Raw genomic sequence first — 15,013 nt, 5'->3', positions numbered from 1 at the left:
GAGGTTCTCCGGGTCTTGAGATCTACTCGTTGCTACTTGTATCGGTAGACGATCCGTCCGCGCGTCAGGTCGTACGGAGAGAGCTCCACAACGACCCGGTCATCCGGAAGGATGCGGATGTAGTGCATCCGCATCTTGCCGCTGATGTGCGCGAGGACCTTGTGACCGTTCTGCAGCTCCACCTTGAACATCGCGTTCGGCAGAGACTCGATCACGGTGCCCTCGATTTCGATGGCGCCTTGCTTTTTGGCCATGTCCTGCTTTCGGGATCGGCTACCTTGGTCGGCCCCAGACATGCCAAAAGACACGCGAGAGCCGACGTGTCAGTCTACGTCACGCCACCCGGAAAGACGAATCAGGGATGTATGCCCTGCCCCGAAGATCCTTAAGCAAGCGGGTCTGGGGCGGTCGTGATGCCGTACTCGGCCAGTTTGGCCTTGCCGCAGTCCTCGGCGGTCAGGACGAGGGGGCCGTCCTCGGTGAGGGCGATGGAGTGCTCCCAGTGGGAGGACCAGGAGCCGTCGTCGGACTTGACCGTCCACTCGTCGGCGAGGACGTGGGTGCGGGGGGTGCCGAGGGTGACCATCGGCTCGATGGCGAGGCAGACGCCGGGGATCAGCTTGATGCCGCGCCCGCGCTTCTTGGTGACGTAGTTCAGCAGGTGCGGGTCCATGTGCATCTGGGTGCCGATGCCGTGGCCCCCGTAGTCCTCGACGATGCCGTACTTGCCGGAGGCGGGCCGCGGCTGGCGGCGGATGTAGCCCTCGATCGCCTTGGAGATGTCCTCCAACCGGTTGCCCTTGCGGAAGGCGGCGATGCCCGCCCACATGGACTCCTCGGTGACCCGGCTCAGCTCGATCAGCTCCGGCGCGTGCCCGCTGCCCACGAAGCACGTGAAGGCCGCGTCGCCGTGCCAGCCGTCGACGATGGCGCCGGCGTCGATGGCGATCATGTCGCCGTCCTTGAGCACCGTCTCGCGGTCCGGGATGCCGTGCACCACCACGTCGTTGACCGACGTGCAGATGTTGCCGGGGAAGCCGCCGTACCCCAGGAAGTTCGGCTTGGCGCCGTGGTCGGCGATCACCTTCGCGGCGACCTCGTCAAGGTCCTTGGTGGTGGCGCCGGGCACCGCCGCGGCGCGCGTCGCCCGGTGGATCGCCGCCACGACCAACCCGGCCTCGCGCATCTTGGCGATCTGCTCGGGGGTCTTGATCTCCACCATGACGGCTGGCGCCTTCCTTGTGTACGTCAGTGCTCGGGCACCGCTCGTCCCCTCGGGGACGGCATGTGCCCACTCAACGATACGGCCGTGGCGCCCGTCAGGGCACCACGGCCGATGCCGTGCTCTGCGGCGGCTACCGCCGCTCGCCCGCGCGCAGCGCGTCCATCGCGCGCTGCGTGACCTCGGCCACCGGGCCGAGCGCCGAGATCGTCACCACAAGGTCCTGCTGCTTGTAGTAGTCGATGATCGGCTCGGTCTCGCGGTGGTAGACCTCGATCCGGTTGCGGACCTTGTCCTCCGCGTCGTCGCTGCGCTGGTACAGCTCGCCGCCGCAGACGTCGCAGACGCCCTCGGTGGCGGGCTTGCTGTACTCGACATGGAAGACGTGCGCGCTGTTGTTGCGGCACACCCGGCGGCCGGCGATCCGCTTGACGACCTCGTCCTCGGGGACCTCCAGGTCGAGCACACCGTCGAGCGCGATCCCGTGCCCGGCCATGTACGCGTCCAGCGCGCGGGCCTGGAACTCGTTGCGCGGAAAGCCGTCGAGCAGGAAGCCCTCCGCCGCGTCCGCCTGCTCTAGGCGGTCCTCCGCCATGCCGATGGTGATCTCGTCAGGTACCAGGTCACCGGCGTCCATGAACGCCTTCGCCTGCTTGCCCAGGTCGGTCCCTTGACTGATGTTGGCGCGGAACAGGTCTCCCGTGGAGATGTGCGGGATCGACAGGTTCTTGGCGAGGAACGCGGCCTGCGTCCCCTTGCCCGCGCCGGGGGGACCGACCAGGACGATTCGCATCAGCGGAGGAACCCTTCGTAGTTACGCTGCTGGAGCTGGCTCTCGATCTGCTTCACCGTCTCCAGACCGACACCCACGATGATCAGGATGCTGGTGCCGCCCAGCGGGAAGCTGCCGTTGCTCCCGTTGAAGACCGCGATGGCGACCGTTGGCACGAGAGCGATGAGACCCAGATACAGCGATCCCGGCCACGTGATGCGATTCAGCACGTAACTCAGGTACTCCGCGGTGGGGCGGCCGGCCCGGATGCCGGGGATGAAGCCACCGTACTTCTTCATATTATCCGCCACTTCCTCGGGGTTAAACGAGATAGCGACGTAGAAGAAGGCGAAGAACACGATCAGCAGGAAGTAGGCGGCCATGTAGATCGGGTGGTCGCCCTTGGTCATGTTGCGGCTGATCCACTGCGCCCAGCCCGCGGTCGACCCGGAGAACTGCACGATCAGCGCCGGGATGTAGAGCAGCGACGACGCGAAGATGACCGGGATCACACCCGCCTGATTGACCTTCAGGGGGATGTACGTGGAGGTGCCGCCGTACGAGCGGCGGCCGATCATGCGCTTCGCGTACTGCACCGGAATTCGGCGCTGGGCCTGTTCGACGAAGACCACCAGGCCGACCATCGCGAGACCGACGGCGATCACCGCGAGGAACTCCACCCAGCCGCCGGCGATCTTGCCGGAGACCTTGATCGCCCACAGCGAGCCGGGGAATCCGGCGGCGATGGCCACGAACATCAGGATCGACATGCCGTTGCCGATGCCCTTGTCGGTGATCAGCTCACCGAGCCACATGATCATCACGGTGCCCGCGGTCATGGTGGTCACCATGGTCACGGTGGTGAAGATCGACTGGTTCGGCACGATGTCGAACTTGTTCTGGCAACTGGAGAACAGGCTGCCGGAGCGGGCGGTGGCGACGAGGCCGGTGCCCTGGAGGACCGCGAGCGCGACGGTCAGGTACCGGGTGTACTGCGTGATCTTGGTGGTGCCCGCCTGGCCCTCCTTCTTGAGGGCCTCCAGGCGTGGGATCACCACCGTGAGGAGCTGCAGGATGATGCTCGCCGTGATGTACGGCATGATCCCGAGCGCGAAGATCGTGAGCTGGAGAAGAGCGCCGCCGCTGAACATGTTCACCAGGCCGAAGAGGCTGTTGCTGCTCTTCGTGTCCTTGATGCACTGGTTGACCACCGAGTAGTCGATCCCCGGCACCGGAACATGCGCACCGAGGCGATAGATCACCACGATGCCCAACGTGAACAGCAGCTTCTTCCGCAGGTCGGGCGTCCTGAACGCCCGTGCGAACGCGGTGAGCACGGTGCCTCCTGCACCCCCCGCGCACGGCGGAAGGACGGTCTGATGAGGTACTGACTGATACGGGCAGATACGGCGCTGGCCATACGGCTGTACCACCCGCGAAAGCACACAGGCTCTGCGAACAGTAACAACCGACGTCACCCTACCCGCGAGGCGGGCTCCCTAGGAATGACCAATCGGCCAAGGAAATACAAGGAAACAACGACCGGGGATGCCCCTAGGTGCTGGGCATCCCCGGTCGTCGTGTGACATCTGACTCAGATGAGTTCGGTCACGGTACCGCCGGCGGCGGTGATCTTCTGCTGGGCGGACCCGGAAACCGCGTCCACGGTCACCTGGAGCGCCACGGTCACCTCGCCGGTGCCGAGCACCTTGACGAGCTGGTTCTTGCGTACCGCGCCCTTGGCGACCAGATCGGCCACCGTGACCTCGCCACCCTCGGGGTAGAGGGTCGCGAGCTTGTCCAGGTTGACGACCTGGTACTCGGTGCGGAACGGGTTCTTGAAGCCCTTGAGCTTCGGGAGACGCATGTGGAGGGGCATCTGCCCGCCCTCGAAGCGCTCCGGAACCTGGTAGCGGGCCTTGGTGCCCTTGGTGCCACGACCGGCCGTCTTGCCCTTGGACGCCTCGCCACGACCCACACGGGTCTTGGCGGTCTTGGCGCCGGGGGCCGGACGGAGGTTGTGGATCTTGATCGGGCTTTCGTTACCCATGATCAGTCGACCTCCTCGACCGTGACGAGGTGGCGGACGGTCTGGACCATGCCGCGGATCTCCGGCCGGTCCTCCTTGACCACCACGTCGTTCAGCCGCTTCAGGCCGAGCGACCGCAGGGTGTCACGGTGGTTCTGCTTGCTGCCGATGTAGGACTTGGTCTGGGTGACCTTGAGGCGAGCCATTACGCACCCACCCCGGCACGCGCACGCAGCAGGGCGGCGGGCGCGACGTCCTCGATCGGCAGACCGCGGCGGGCGGCGATCTCCTCGGGGCGCTGAAGCCCCTGGAGCGCGGCCACCGTGGCGTGCACGATGTTGATCGCGTTGTCCGAGCCGAGGCTCTTGGACAGCACGTCGTGGATACCGGCGCACTCCAGAACGGCGCGCACCGGGCCACCGGCGATCACACCGGTACCGGGGGAAGCGGGCTTGAGCAGGACGACGCCCGCGGCCTTCTCGCCCTGGATCGGGTGCGGGATGGTGCCCTGGATACGGGGGACCTTGAAGAAGTGCTTCTTGGCCTCCTCCACACCCTTGGCGATGGCGGCCGGCACCTCCTTGGCCTTGCCGTAACCGACACCCACGGTGCCGTCACCGTCGCCCACCACGACCAGCGCGGTGAAGCTGAAGCGACGACCACCCTTCACAACCTTGGCGACGCGATTGATCGCGACGACACGCTCGACATAGGCGGTCTTCTCGGCCTGCTGGCCGCCGTCCCGCCGGTCCTTACGGTCCCGTCGCTCGCCGCCACCGGCACCGCTTCCGCGGCGCTGGGGTCCAGCCATTGGAATTACCTCTCTTCGTTTTCCGCTAGCTACGGAACCGGATCAGAACTTCAGTCCGGCTTCGCGGGCGGCGTCCGCCAGGGCGGCGATGCGCCCCGCGTACTGGTTGCCGCCACGGTCGAACACGACAGCCTCGACGCCCTTGGCCTTCGCACGCTCGGCCACGAGCTGGCCGACCTGCTTGGCCTTGGCGCTCTTGTCGCCTTCGCCGCCGCGGATGGACGCGTCGAGGGTCGACGCGGACGCGAGCGTGTGGCCCGCGAGATCGTCGATGACCTGCGCCACGATGCCACGGTTGGAACGGGTCACGACCAGACGCGGACGCGCCTCCGTGCCCGAGACCCGCTTGCGGACGCGGATGTGGCGACGCTTGAGTGCCGCACCCTTGTACGCCTTGCCCTTGGCGATCTTCACACCGTATGCCATGGCTACTTACCAGCCTTTCCGACCTTGCGGCGGATGACCTCGCCGGCGTACTTGACGCCCTTGGCCTTGTACGGGTCGGGCTTCCGCAGCTTGCGGATGTTGGCGGCCACCTCGCCGACCTTCTGCTTGTCGATGCCCTCGACGGAGAACTTCGTCGGGTTCTCGACCTTGAAGGAGATCCCCTCGGGGGCCTCGACGAGAATCGGGTGGCTGTAGCCCAGGGCGAACTCCAGGTTGGAGCCCTTCGCCTGGACGCGGTAGCCGACACCGCTGATTTCGAGCTGCTTGCTGTAGCCCGCGGTCACGCCGGTGATCATGTTCGCCACCAGCGTGCGGGACAGGCCGTGCAGGGCCTTCGAGACACGCTCGTCGTTGGGGCGGGTGACCAGCAGAGTGCCGTCCTCGCCCTTGGCGATCTCGATCGGCGCGGCAACGGTGTGCGAAAGGGAACCCTTGGGGCCCTTCACAGCGACCGTGCGGCCGTCGATGGTGACGTCCACTCCGGCGGGAACCGAGATGGGCAGCTTGCCGATGCGCGACATTGCTATACCTCGCTTTCCCGGTTACCAGACGTAGGCGAGGACTTCCCCACCCACGCCCTTCTTCTGCGCCTGCTGGCCGGTGAGCAGCCCGTGGGACGTGGAGATGATCGCCACGCCCAGGCCGCCGAGCACCTTCGGCAGGTTGGTGGACTTCGCGTAGACCCGCAGACCAGGCTTGCTGATCCGCTTGATCCCGGCGATGGAGCGCTGCCGCTCCGGACCGAACTTCAGCTCGAGGATGAGGTTCTTGCCGACCTCGGCGTCCTCGACCTTCCAGCCGGTGATGTAACCCTCCTGCTGGAGGATCTCCGCGATGTGCGACTTGATCTTGCTGAACGGCATCTCGACGTCGTCGTGGTACGCCGAGTTGGCGTTACGCAGACGGGTCAGCATGTCCGCGATGGGGTCGGTCATGGTCATGAGTTGGCCCTGGGCCTCTCTCGCCGGGGTTTCCTATCTGTGCCATCCCTCTCCCCGAGAGGTGCGCCGCGCGGTGGCGGACACGTCGGGACGGGTGCGGTACGGGGACCTACGGCGTAGTAAGTCGAATCGGGCGGCGGACGCCCAACCCTTCTACCTTACGGGAAAAAGGTTGGGCCCCCGACCGTCCAGATGCTTACCGAGAGTTCCTGGTGATCCGGATTGCCCGGACTACCAGGAGCTCTTGGTCACGCCCGGCAGCTCGCCACGGTGGGCCATCTCACGAAGGCACACGCGGCACAGGCCGAACTTGCGGTAGACGGAGTGCGGCCGGCCGCAGCGCTGGCAGCGGTTGTACGCGCGCACAGCGAACTTCGGCTTACGAGCGGCCTTGGCAATGAGAGCCTTCTTCGCCACGGCTCACGCCTCCTTGAACGGGAAGCCGAGGTGACGAAGGAGGGCGCGGCCCTCATCGTCGTTGGTCGCCGTGGTGACCACGGTGATGTCCATACCCCGGACGCGGTCGATCTTGTCCTGGTCGATCTCGTGGAACATGACCTGCTCCGTGAGACCGAAGGTGTAGTTGCCCCGGCCGTCGAACTGCTTCGGCGACAGACCGCGGAAGTCGCGGATACGCGGGAGCGCGAGCGACAGCAGGCGGTCCAGGAACTCCCACATGCGGTCACCGCGGAGGGTGACGTGGGCGCCGATCGGCTGACCCTCACGCAGCTTGAACTGCGCGATGGACTTCCGGGCCTTGGTGACCTGCGGCTTCTGGCCGGTGATCGTGGCGAGGTCGCGGATGGCGCCCTCGATCAGCTTGGAGTCGCGGGCGGCGTCGCCCACACCCATGTTGACCACGATCTTGGTGAGACCGGGAATCTGCATGACGTTCTCGTACGAGAACTCGTCGCGCAGCTTGCCCGCGATCTCCTCGCGGTAGCGCGTCTTGAGACGCGGCTGTGCGTGCGTCGTAGCGGTGTCAGTCATCAGATGTCCTCACCGGTCCGCTTGGCAACGCGGATCTTGTTGCCCTCGTCGTCGAACCGGTAGCCGACGCGGGTCACGACCTTGTTGCCGTCCTTCTCAACAACGAGCTGCACGTTGCTGACGTGGATGGGCGCCTCGGTGGTGATGATGCCGCCGGTCTTCGAACCGCGGTCGGTCTGGCCGGCCTTGGTGTGCTTCTTGACCCGGTTGACACCCTCGACGAGGACACGGTCGAGCGCGGGGTAGGCAACGATGACCTTGCCCTGCTTGCCCTTGTCCTTACCGGTGATGACCTGGACCAGGTCGCCCTTCTTGATCTTCATCGGTTACAGCACCTCCGGCGCGAGCGAGACGATCTTCATGAACTTCTTCTCGCGCAGCTCACGGCCCACCGGGCCGAAGATACGGGTGCCGCGGGGGTCGCCGTCGTTCTTGAGGATGACGGCGGCGTTCTCGTCGAACCGGATGTACGAGCCGTCGGCGCGACGGCGCTCCTTGACGGTCCGGACGATGACCGCCTTGACGACCTCGCCCTTCTTCACGTTGCCACCGGGGATCGCGTCCTTGACGGTGGCGACGATGACGTCACCGATTCCCGCGTAGCGGCGACCCGAGCCACCGAGAACACGGATGCAAAGGATCTCCTTGGCACCAGTGTTGTCGGCGACACGAAGTCGCGACTCCTGCTGGATCACGTCTATCTCCTGTTTGTCGCGTCGGTTCCCGGCGGGGCCCACTCACGGGGAGCGGGCCACCGCCGAGCCTGACGGAACGGTCCTGAGGGAGTGCCCTCAGGGATTACTTGGCCTTCTCGAGGATCTCGACGACGCGCCACCGCTTGGTCGCGGAGGTCGGCCGGGTCTCCATGAGGAGGACCCGGTCGCCGATGCCCGCGGCGTTCTGCTCGTCGTGCGCCTTGAGCTTGTTGGTGCGGCGGATGACCTTGCCGTACAGGGCGTGCTTCACACGGTCCTCGACGGCGACCACTACGGTCTTGTCCATCTTGTCGCTGACCACAAGGCCCTCGCGGGTCTTGCGGAAGCCGCGCTGCTCGTCGGTCGTCTCAGTCACATTCTTCTCGCTCATCAGGCGCTCTCCACCGTCTCCACAGTCTCGATGCCCAGCTCACGCTCGTGCATCAACGTGTAGATCCGGGCGATGTCCTTGCGGACCACCTTGAGCCGGCTGTTGTTCTCGAGCTGCCCGGTGGCCCCTTGGAAGCGGAGGTTGAACAGCTCCTCCTTCGCCTCGCGCAGCTTGTTGACGAGCTCCTCGTCACCAAGCTGGCGCAGCTCGGAAGCCTTGGTACCGGCCGCCATCACGACTCACCTGCCTCGCGCCGCACGATGCGGCACTTCATCGGAAGCTTGTGCGCGGCGCGGGTCAGCGCCTCACGAGCAACCTTCTCGTTCGGGAATGACAGCTCGAACATCACCCGACCGGGCTTGACGTTCGCGATCCACCACTCGGGAGAACCCTTACCGGAACCCATGCGGGTCTCGGCGGGCTTCTTGGTCAGCGGGCGGTCCGGGTAGATGTTGATCCAGACCTTGCCGCCGCGCTTGATGTGACGGGTGATGGAGATACGAGCGGACTCGATCTGCCGGTTGGTCACGTAGGCGGGCGTGACGGCCTGAAGGCCGTACTCGCCGAACGCCAGCTCCGTGCCGCCCTTGGCCATTCCGTCGCGCCCGGGGTGGTGCTGCTTGCGGTGCTTGACCCTACGGGGGATCAGCATGGTACTTAGCCTTCCGTTCCGGGGGTCTCCGCGGCTGCTGCCGGGGCCTCGACGGCAGGAACATCCGTCTTGGAGGCCGGGGAGCCGGACGCGCCGTCGGTCTGAGGACGACGGCCGCCACCGCCACCGCGGCCACCGCGCTCGCCACCGCGGCGCTGCGGACGCTCGTTGCCGCCACCACGCGCCGGGCGGTTGCCCGCACGGGCCGCGGCGTTGTCGGCGCGGACCTCGGCGATGTTCTTGACGTCGCCCTTGTAGATCCACACCTTGACACCGATACGGCCGAAGGTGGTCTTGGCCTCGAAGAAGCCGTAGTCCACGTTGGCGCGCAGGGTGTGCAGCGGGACACGGCCCTCGCGGTAGAACTCGGAGCGGGACATCTCGGCGCCGCCGAGGCGGCCACCGCACTGGATCTTGATGCCCTTGGCGCCGGCCTTCATGGTGCCCTGCATGCTCTTGCGCATGGCACGGCGGAAGGAGACGCGCGAGGAGAGCTGCTCGGCGACGGCCTGGGCCACCAACTGAGCGTCCATCTCCGGGTTCTTGACCTCGAGGATGTTGAGCTGGACCTGCTTGCCGGTCAGCTTCTCCAGGTCACCGCGGATGCGGTCGGCCTCCGCGCCGCGACGGCCGATGACGATGCCCGGCCGGGCGGTGTGGATGTCGACGCGGACGCGGTCACGGGTGCGCTCGATCTCCACCTTGGAGATACCGGCGCGCTCCATGCCCTGCGTCATCATCTTGCGGATGGCCACGTCTTCCTTGACGTAGTCCTTGTACAGCTTGTCGGCGTACCAGCGGGACTTGAAGTCCGTGGTGATGCCGAGGCGGAACCCGTACGGGTTTACCTTCTGGCCCATTACCGGGTCTCTCCCTTGCTGGCGACGACCACGGTGATGTGGCTGGTCCGCTTGCGGATGCGGTAGGCGCGGCCCTGGGCGCGCGGCCGGAACCGCTTGAGGGTCGGACCCTCGTCCACATACGCCTCGCTGATGAACAGCGACTCGGCGTCGGTGTGGTCGTAGTTGTGCGCGGCGTTGGCAATGGCGCTGTCCAGCACCTTGCCGACCGGCACGCTCGCGGCCTGCGGGGTGAAACGCAGGACCGCCTGAGCCTCCGTGGCGTCCATGCCACGGATGAGGTCCACCACGCGGCGGGCCTTCATGGGCGTGACGCGGATGTACCGCGCCTGGGCCCTGGCTTCCATGGTTGTCCCTTCAGTGTCTGTCTTCGTCGTCACGGTTCAGCCCGCTCAGCGACGCCGCGACTTGCGGTCGTCCTTCTCGTGCCCGCGGAAGGTGCGGGTCGGTGCGAACTCGCCGAGCTTGTGGCCGACCATCGACTCAGTGACGAACACCGGGACGTGCTTACGGCCGTCGTGCACCGCGATCGTGTGACCCAGCATCGCCGGGATGATCATCGAGCGGCGGGACCAGGTCTTGATGACGTTCTTGGTGCCTGCTTCGTTCTGTACGTCCACCTTCTTGATCAGGTGGTCGTCGACGAAGGGCCCCTTCTTGAGACTGCGCGGCATCTAAACCCGCTCCTAGCGCTTCTTGTTCGTCTTGCGGCGGCGGACGATGTACTTGCTCGATGCCTTCTTCGGCGAGCGAGTACGACCTTCCTTCTGACCCCACGGGGAGACCGGGTGGCGACCACCGGAGGTCTTGCCCTCACCACCACCGTGCGGGTGGTCCACCGGGTTCATGGCGACACCGCGGACGGTCGGGCGGACGCCCTTCCAGCGCATGCGGCCGGCCTTGCCCCAGTTGATGTTCGACTGCTCGGCGTTGCCGACCTCGCCGATCGTGGCGCGGCAGCGGACGTCGACCATGCGGACTTCACCGGACGGCATGCGAAGGGTGGCCATGGTGCCTTCCTTCGCCAGTAGCTGGACGGAAGCGCCCGCGGAGCGGGAGATCTTCGCGCCGCCACCGGGCCGCAGCTCGATCGCGTGGATCGTCGTACCCACCGGGATGTTGCGCAGCGGCAGGTTGTTGCCCGGCTTGATGTCGGCGTTGGGGCCGTTCTCGATCCGGTCACCCTGCTGGAGCTTCGCGGGGGCGAGGATGTAGCGCTTCTCGCCGTCCGCGTAGTGCAGCAGCGCGATGCGCGCGGTGCGGTTGGGGTCGTACTCGATGTGCGCGACCTTGGCGGGCACGCCGTCCTTGTCATGGCGACGGAAGTCGATGACACGGTAGGCGCGCTTGTGGCCACCGCCTTGGTGGCGGACGGTCACACGACCGGCGTTGTTACGGCCGCCCTTGCTGTGCAGCGGGCGGACCAGCGACTTCTCCGGCGTGGACCGCGTGATCTCGACAAAGTCGGCGACGCTGGAGCCACGACGGCCCGGAGTCGTCGGCTTGTACTTGCGGATACCCATTTCTCAGTCCTCGGATGAATTCAGGACTTCGACACGATCCGGCCTCCGTTAGGAGACCGGGCCGCCGAAGATGTCGATTCGGTCGCCCTCGGCAAGGGTCACGATGGCGCGCTTGGTGTTGGCGCGCTTGCCGAAACCGGTGCGGGTGCGCTTGCGCTTGCCCTGCCGGTTGATCGTGTTGACCCCGGTGACCTTGACCGAGAAGACCGCCTCGACGGCCTGCTTGATCTGGGTCTTGTTCGCGCGCGGGTCGACGACGAACGTGTACTTGTTCTCGTCCAGCAGCGCGTAGCTCTTCTCCGAGACCACCGGCTTGATCAAGAGGTCACGGGGGTCCGTGTACGTCTTGCTGGTGATCACGGGTCCGGTGGTGGTCGTGTCGTCGCTCATCAGGCTTCGCTCCCTTCGAGCTCATCCTCGGAGGCGACGGCCTTGCCGGAGGCCGACTCAGGACCGGATCCCGCCACGAAACGCTCGAAGGCGTCCTTGGTGAAGACCACGTCGTCGGAGACGAGCACGTCGTACGTGTTGAGCTGGCCTGCGTCCAGGATGTGCACCTGGGGCAGGTTGCGGGCGGAAAGCCACGCGGCCTCGTCGGCGCGCTCGATGACCAGGAGCACGTTCTTGCGCTCGCTGATCTTGCCGAGCAGGCTCTTGGCGGCCTTCGTCGACGGGGCGGAGCCCTCGACGACGCCGGAGACGACGTGGATGCGGTTGTGCCGCGCACGGTCGGTCAGGGCGCCGCGGAGGGCGGCCTTGACCATCTTCTTGGGGGTGCGCTGCGAGTAGTCACGCGGTACGGGACCGTGGACGACGCCACCGCCGGCGAACTGCGGGGCGCGGGTCGAGCCCTGACGGGCGCGGCCGGTGCCCTTCTGGCGGTACGGCTTGCGGCCACCACCGCGGACCTCGCCACGCGTCTTCACCTTGTGCGTGCCCTGGCGGGCGGCGGCGAGCTGCGCGACGACGACCTGGTGGATCAGCGGGATGCTGACCTTGGCGTCGAAGATCTCGGCCGGGAGTTCTACGGTCCCGGCGGTGTCGCCCGACGGCGACAGGACGTTGATGGTGCTCATAGCCTTCAGGCCCCCTTGGCCGCGGTGCGGACCAGGACGAGGCCGCCGTTCGGACCGGGGATAGCGCCCTTGATGAGCAGCAGTCCCTTCTCCGCGTCAACGGCGTGGACGGTCAGGTTCTGGGTGGTGACCCGCTCGTTGCCCATGCGGCCCGCCATGCGCATGCCCTTGAAGACACGGCCGGGGGTGGCGCAGCCACCGATGGAGCCCGGCGAGCGGTGCTTGCGCTGCACGCCGTGCCCGGCGCCGAGGCCCTTGAAGTTGTGACGCTTCATGACACCGGCGAAGCCCTTGCCCTTGCTCTTGCCGGTCACGTCGACCTTGACGCCTGCCTCGAACACCTCGGCGGTGATCTCCTGGCCGAGCGTGTACTCCGCGGCGTCCGCGGTGCGCAGCTCCACCAGGTGGCGGCGGGGGGTGACGTCGGCCTTCGCGAAGTGGCCCTTGAGGGGCTTGTTCACCTTGCGCGGGTCGATCTCGCCGAAGGCGAGCTGAACCGACTCGTAACCGTCGGCGTCGTTCGTACGGACCTGGGTCACAACGTTCGGACCGGCCTTGACGACAGTCACTGGGACGACACGGTTGTTCTCGTCCCAGACCTGGGTCATGCCGAGCTTCTCGCCCAGGATGCCCTTGATCTGCTTGGTCATCTTCTCCGCGCCTCTCAGAGCTTGATCTCGATGTCGACGCCGGCCGGAAGGTCCAGGCGCATCAACGAGTCAACGGTCTTGGGCGTCGGGTCGAGGATGTCGATCAGGCGCTTGTGCGTGCGCATCTCGAAGTGCTCGCGCGAGTCCTTGTACTTGTGCGGCGACTTGATGACGCAGTACACGTTCTTCTCAGTGGGCAGCGGCACCGGGCCCGCGACCTGCGCACCAGTACGCGTCACCGTCTCGACGATCTTCTTCGCCGAGGAGTCGATGACCTCGTGGTCGTAGGCCTTGAGCCGGATGCGGATCTTCTGTCCCGCCATGGCTACTCCGTAGTCCTTGTCTCTGTTTACGCTCTGACATCCGCTTCGCCGACCCACGCGGTCGGGCGTGTCGCGCCCCTTCCGTGAATTTCCGCATGCGGAAATCCCTCTTCAGGGGGTTGCGTGGGAGATAACACCCACCGGATGCCTGGTCGGAACCGCGCTCACGCTTCCCGGAAGATTCCCGTACGTCCGCCCCAGCGCTGCCCCGAGGGGCAGTTAAGGCGACGAGTACTGTGGGACTCGCTTCCGGTCCTCCCGACGGGAGGCGCGCAGCATCGGCGCTCGACCGAGCAACTTGGACAGTGTGCCATATGGGGCATGGCCGTGGCCAATCGGGCCGGAAAGCTTACCCCTCCGCGTTCAGCCGCCAAACCTGGGCTCGTTGAGGCGTGCGGCGGCGGCCCTCACAGCGAGTGGGTCGCGGTGATACGTCCTGTTCCGTCCGCTTGCACGTCGGCCGTGCCGTTGCCGCCGGTGACGGTCACCCGGATCACCACGGCCCTGGTCTTCGCGTCGCGGGCGATGTCGATCCTCCAGGAGCCGGCGCCCGCGCCCGTGACCCCGAGATTGGTCCTGGCCTCCCTGACGAGTTCCGGCATCCGCTCGTACGGCAGGTCGGTCAGCACCACGGGCAGTTGGCCCGGTGCCCACTCGTCCGGCTTCGTGCCGCGGGCCGTCATGCGGCGGTCGGTGACGCTGACGCTGACGGCGGTGGACACCCCGGCCTTGAGCAGCGCGTCGGAGGTGGCGCGCAACTGCCCTCCGATGAGGATCGAGGTGCTGACGTCGGCCGTGGTCACGCTCCGCGAGACGGTCGTGCTCGTGGCGCCGGAACCGCCGGAACGGCCGGAACCGCCGAAGGCGCCGGGGCTCGTCGCGGACGAGGAGGGCTTCGCCGGGTCGTCCGTGAAGAGGTCGCCGCGGAAGACCAGGACGACGACCGCGGCGCCGGCCAGCATGCCGAGGACGGCGATCGCGCACCAGGGTCCGGCCTTCTCCGGATTGCGGACCCGCGTGGACTCCGGCGCCGAGTCCAGCGACGCCCGCGCCGCCCGGCTCGCCCACTCCGCGTCCGGCTCGCTGACGATCGTGACGTCCCACGGCCTGTCGGGCCGGTACTCGACCACCACGATGCCGCGCACCGGGAAGTCGGGGAGGTCGACCAGATTCACCGACCGGTGGACGTGGGCCCGGAACGCGGGCCGGTCGTCCGGCGCCACGGTCAGGTCGAAGGCCACCGGCACGTCCGCGTACTCCCCGCTGGTGGCGCGCCTGCTCTCGATCATGGCGACGGCCTTGACCCGCTCCACGACCGGCCGCCGCACCCGGCGCCGCGCGCTGAACGCGGCCGTGGTCAGGACCAGCAGCGCCAGGGCCGCGATGCCGCTGCCCCACACCGCGACCTTGCCGATGGTGCCGCCGACCACGATCGCCGCCACCCCGGCGCCGAACGCCCCGCCGACCAGCAGCCCGCGCAGCAGCGCCGCAGGGCCGTTCCCGCTGGCATGAGCGGTCTCCGTGGCATCCGTCATCGTCACGAGGGGTGATTCTGTCCTGAACGAACCACCGCAGGAAGACGTTCGGGTGTCGTACCGGTGACGACCGGGGGCGGGCCCGCGCCGCGCCCC

26 protein-coding genes are annotated in these 15,013 nt (G+C 66.9%); all 26 read right to left on the bottom strand.

Going from position 1 to position 15,013, the window contains the following annotated elements:
• Positions 1-32: 32 nt before the first annotated feature.
• On the bottom strand, positions 33-254 hold the full coding sequence (gene infA, locus ACZ4EF_RS17190; protein ID WP_003956442.1) for a translation initiation factor IF-1: 222 nt from the start codon (positions 252-254) through the stop codon (positions 33-35).
• 131 nt (positions 255-385) lie between these two features.
• Positions 386-1,222, bottom strand: coding sequence for a type I methionyl aminopeptidase (map, locus tag ACZ4EF_RS17185; RefSeq protein ID WP_355340194.1), 837 nt, complete (start codon positions 1,220-1,222; stop codon positions 386-388).
• Between the two features lie 133 nt (positions 1,223-1,355).
• Positions 1,356-2,015, bottom strand: coding sequence for an adenylate kinase (locus tag ACZ4EF_RS17180; protein WP_355340197.1), 660 nt, complete (start codon positions 2,013-2,015; stop codon positions 1,356-1,358).
• On the bottom strand, positions 2,015-3,331 hold the full coding sequence (gene secY, locus ACZ4EF_RS17175; protein ID WP_093713225.1) for a preprotein translocase subunit SecY: 1,317 nt from the start codon (positions 3,329-3,331) through the stop codon (positions 2,015-2,017). Before secY ends, ACZ4EF_RS17180 begins: the two co-directional genes overlap by 1 nt.
• A 257-nt stretch (positions 3,332-3,588) precedes the next feature.
• Positions 3,589-4,044: a 50S ribosomal protein L15 gene (rplO, locus tag ACZ4EF_RS17170; RefSeq protein ID WP_355340200.1), complete on the bottom strand. Its 456-nt coding sequence runs from the start codon at positions 4,042-4,044 to the stop codon at positions 3,589-3,591.
• A gap of 2 nt (positions 4,045-4,046) precedes the next feature.
• Positions 4,047-4,229: a 50S ribosomal protein L30 gene (rpmD, locus tag ACZ4EF_RS17165; RefSeq protein ID WP_030890715.1), complete on the bottom strand. Its 183-nt coding sequence runs from the start codon at positions 4,227-4,229 to the stop codon at positions 4,047-4,049.
• Positions 4,229-4,834 carry a 30S ribosomal protein S5 gene (gene rpsE, locus ACZ4EF_RS17160; protein ID WP_093713222.1) on the bottom strand — a complete coding sequence of 202 codons (606 nt, stop codon included), beginning with the start codon at positions 4,832-4,834 and terminating at the stop codon, positions 4,229-4,231. The genes rpmD and rpsE overlap by 1 nt, the downstream gene beginning before the upstream one ends.
• A gap of 42 nt (positions 4,835-4,876) precedes the next feature.
• Positions 4,877-5,260, bottom strand: coding sequence for a 50S ribosomal protein L18 (gene rplR, locus ACZ4EF_RS17155; protein WP_188284655.1), 384 nt, complete (start codon positions 5,258-5,260; stop codon positions 4,877-4,879).
• A 2-nt stretch (positions 5,261-5,262) separates the two neighbouring features.
• Complete coding sequence (rplF, locus tag ACZ4EF_RS17150; protein WP_188284654.1) at positions 5,263-5,802, bottom strand: 50S ribosomal protein L6; 540 nt, start codon at positions 5,800-5,802, stop codon at positions 5,263-5,265.
• 21 nt (positions 5,803-5,823) lie between these two features.
• Positions 5,824-6,222 (bottom strand): 30S ribosomal protein S8, encoded by a 399-nt coding sequence (gene rpsH, locus ACZ4EF_RS17145; protein WP_355340206.1) that lies wholly within the window; start codon positions 6,220-6,222, stop codon positions 5,824-5,826.
• Between the two features lie 231 nt (positions 6,223-6,453).
• Positions 6,454-6,639, bottom strand: a complete 186-nt coding sequence (locus tag ACZ4EF_RS17140; RefSeq protein ID WP_030890724.1) for a type Z 30S ribosomal protein S14 — start codon at positions 6,637-6,639, stop codon at positions 6,454-6,456.
• A 3-nt stretch (positions 6,640-6,642) separates the two neighbouring features.
• Entirely contained in the window at positions 6,643-7,212 is a 570-nt protein-coding gene (gene rplE / locus ACZ4EF_RS17135; protein ID WP_188284652.1) for a 50S ribosomal protein L5, read from the bottom strand.
• Entirely contained in the window at positions 7,212-7,535 is a 324-nt protein-coding gene (rplX, locus tag ACZ4EF_RS17130) for a 50S ribosomal protein L24 (RefSeq protein ID WP_188284651.1), read from the bottom strand. Before rplX ends, rplE begins: the two co-directional genes overlap by 1 nt.
• A 3-nt stretch (positions 7,536-7,538) precedes the next feature.
• The gene (gene rplN, locus ACZ4EF_RS17125; RefSeq protein WP_031524788.1) at positions 7,539-7,907 is read right to left on the bottom strand and encodes a 50S ribosomal protein L14; all 369 of its coding nucleotides are present in this window, start codon (positions 7,905-7,907) and stop codon (positions 7,539-7,541) included.
• 103 nt (positions 7,908-8,010) lie between these two features.
• On the bottom strand, positions 8,011-8,298 hold the full coding sequence (rpsQ, locus tag ACZ4EF_RS17120; protein ID WP_188284650.1) for a 30S ribosomal protein S17: 288 nt from the start codon (positions 8,296-8,298) through the stop codon (positions 8,011-8,013).
• Positions 8,298-8,531, bottom strand: coding sequence for a 50S ribosomal protein L29 (gene rpmC / locus ACZ4EF_RS17115; RefSeq protein ID WP_093713214.1), 234 nt, complete (start codon positions 8,529-8,531; stop codon positions 8,298-8,300). The genes rpsQ and rpmC overlap by 1 nt, the downstream gene beginning before the upstream one ends.
• Entirely contained in the window at positions 8,531-8,950 is a 420-nt protein-coding gene (gene rplP / locus ACZ4EF_RS17110) for a 50S ribosomal protein L16 (protein WP_188284648.1), read from the bottom strand. The genes rpmC and rplP overlap by 1 nt, the downstream gene beginning before the upstream one ends.
• Positions 8,951-8,955: 5 nt before the next feature.
• Entirely contained in the window at positions 8,956-9,810 is an 855-nt protein-coding gene (rpsC, locus tag ACZ4EF_RS17105; RefSeq protein ID WP_355340213.1) for a 30S ribosomal protein S3, read from the bottom strand.
• A complete protein-coding gene (gene rplV / locus ACZ4EF_RS17100; RefSeq protein ID WP_188284646.1) occupies positions 9,810-10,157 on the bottom strand; it encodes a 50S ribosomal protein L22 in 348 nt (115 codons plus the stop codon). The genes rpsC and rplV overlap by 1 nt, the downstream gene beginning before the upstream one ends.
• 45 nt (positions 10,158-10,202) lie before the next feature.
• Entirely contained in the window at positions 10,203-10,484 is a 282-nt protein-coding gene (gene rpsS, locus ACZ4EF_RS17095; protein WP_033177798.1) for a 30S ribosomal protein S19, read from the bottom strand.
• Positions 10,485-10,496: 12 nt separating this feature from the next.
• Entirely contained in the window at positions 10,497-11,333 is an 837-nt protein-coding gene (gene rplB, locus ACZ4EF_RS17090; RefSeq protein ID WP_073492405.1) for a 50S ribosomal protein L2, read from the bottom strand.
• A 48-nt stretch (positions 11,334-11,381) separates the two neighbouring features.
• Positions 11,382-11,723: a 50S ribosomal protein L23 gene (gene rplW, locus ACZ4EF_RS17085; RefSeq protein WP_188284643.1), complete on the bottom strand. Its 342-nt coding sequence runs from the start codon at positions 11,721-11,723 to the stop codon at positions 11,382-11,384.
• Positions 11,723-12,409 carry a 50S ribosomal protein L4 gene (rplD, locus tag ACZ4EF_RS17080; RefSeq protein ID WP_355340218.1) on the bottom strand — a complete coding sequence of 229 codons (687 nt, stop codon included), beginning with the start codon at positions 12,407-12,409 and terminating at the stop codon, positions 11,723-11,725. Before rplD ends, rplW begins: the two co-directional genes overlap by 1 nt.
• Positions 12,410-12,414: 5 nt before the next feature.
• Complete coding sequence (gene rplC / locus ACZ4EF_RS17075) at positions 12,415-13,059, bottom strand: 50S ribosomal protein L3 (protein ID WP_188284641.1); 645 nt, start codon at positions 13,057-13,059, stop codon at positions 12,415-12,417.
• 14 nt (positions 13,060-13,073) lie between these two features.
• Entirely contained in the window at positions 13,074-13,382 is a 309-nt protein-coding gene (rpsJ, locus tag ACZ4EF_RS17070; protein ID WP_014144312.1) for a 30S ribosomal protein S10, read from the bottom strand.
• Positions 13,383-13,789: 407 nt separating this feature from the next.
• Positions 13,790-14,923, bottom strand: coding sequence for a hypothetical protein (locus ACZ4EF_RS17065; protein ID WP_467346690.1), 1,134 nt, complete (start codon positions 14,921-14,923; stop codon positions 13,790-13,792).
• Positions 14,924-15,013 lie beyond the last annotated feature (90 nt).

The organism is Streptomyces sp. NPDC025721, from assembly GCF_055558595.1.
This window is presented reverse-complemented; position numbering and strand designations above follow the sequence as displayed.